This window comes from Mesorhizobium sp., from assembly GCF_004962925.1.
Classification (GTDB): domain Bacteria; phylum Pseudomonadota; class Alphaproteobacteria; order Rhizobiales; family Rhizobiaceae; genus Mesorhizobium.
On sequence record NZ_SUEO01000397.1, the window covers coordinates 1 to 1,204 of the forward strand.

The window sequence follows — 1,204 nt, forward strand, 5'->3', positions numbered from 1 at the left end:
GGTTGGAGGAGCCGGGTCTGGTGCATGGCTATCTCAGAGCCAGGCATACGGTCGGCCGCGCCCGTTCGAGCTTCACCCGCATCGTCGATGCGGTGTCGGTTCTGGGACGCGGCGAATGGATCTGGTGAGGGACTTATCCCACCATGCGTGATGCCGCCCGGCCGGCGCTGCGGCCGGAAAAAATGCAGCCGCCAAGAAACGTGCCTTCCAGCGCCGCGTAACCGTGCATGCCGCCGCCGCCGAAACCGGCGGCTTCGCCGACCGCGTACAATCCTTCGATCGGCTGGCCCTCGGCGTCCAACACGCGGCTGTCGAGATCGGTCTGCGAGCCGCCCAGCGTCTTGCGGGTCAGGATGTTGAGCCTGACTGCGATCAGCGGCCCATTGGCAGGATCGAGCATCTTGTGCGGCTTAGCCGTGCGGATCAGCCGGTCGCCGAGATAGGCGCGGGCGCCGCGCAAGGCGGTGATCTGCATGTCCTTGGAGAACGGATTGTCGAGCTGCCGGTCACGGGCGCGGATCTCGCGCTCGACCTGCGCCAGCTCAAGCAGCGGCTCGCCGCCGACAAGTGCGTTCATGCGGGCGACCAGCGCCGGCAAATCAGGCTCGACGATGAAATCCTCGCCCTTCTCCATGAACGCCTTCACCGGACCGGGAACGCCTGATGTGGCGCGGCCGAGTACTTGGCGCCAGCTTTTTCCGGTGAGATCGGGGTTCTGTTCGGAGCCCGACAGCGCGAACTCCTTCTGGATGATTTTTTGGGTCAGGATGAACCAGGAATAGTCGAAGCCGGTGCCCATGATGTGGCTGAGCGTGCCGAGCGTGTCGAAGCCGGGATAGAGCGGCACCGGCAGGCGCTTGCCGTGGGCGTCGAGCCACAGCGATGACGGGCCGGGCAGGATGCGGATCGCATGGTCGGTCCAGAGCGGCGCCCAGTTCCTGATGCCTTCGACATAGTGCCACATGCGGTCGCGGTTGATGATGCTGCCGCCGGCCGCCTCTGTGATCGCCAGCATGCGGCCGTCGACATGGTCGGGAACGCCGGAGATCATACGCCTGGGCGGCGTGCGCGGCGACATGTTGGCGCCGAGCGATGTCGAGCGCGGCCAAAAGAGTTCGCGTGACATCGCCGGCGATTTCGAGCTCAAGGCGCAAGCGGTCATCGTCGCCTCCGGCGGCATCGGCGCCAATCCCGAGCTTGTCCG

General features: G+C 65.9%; 1 protein-coding gene and 1 pseudogene. One reads left to right on the plus strand and one right to left on the minus strand.

Annotation, left to right across the window (positions count from 1 at the left end; all coding sequences use genetic code 11):
* A pseudogene (locus E5W87_RS35345) lies at positions 1-128 on the plus strand (esterase); the annotation flags it as partial.
* Between the two features lie 5 nt (positions 129-133).
* On the opposite strand, the gene E5W87_RS35350 reads toward E5W87_RS35345, so the two are convergent.
* A partial coding sequence (locus E5W87_RS35350; protein ID WP_367118916.1) for an FAD-binding dehydrogenase occupies positions 134-1,204 on the minus strand: 1,071 nt, incomplete at its 5' end.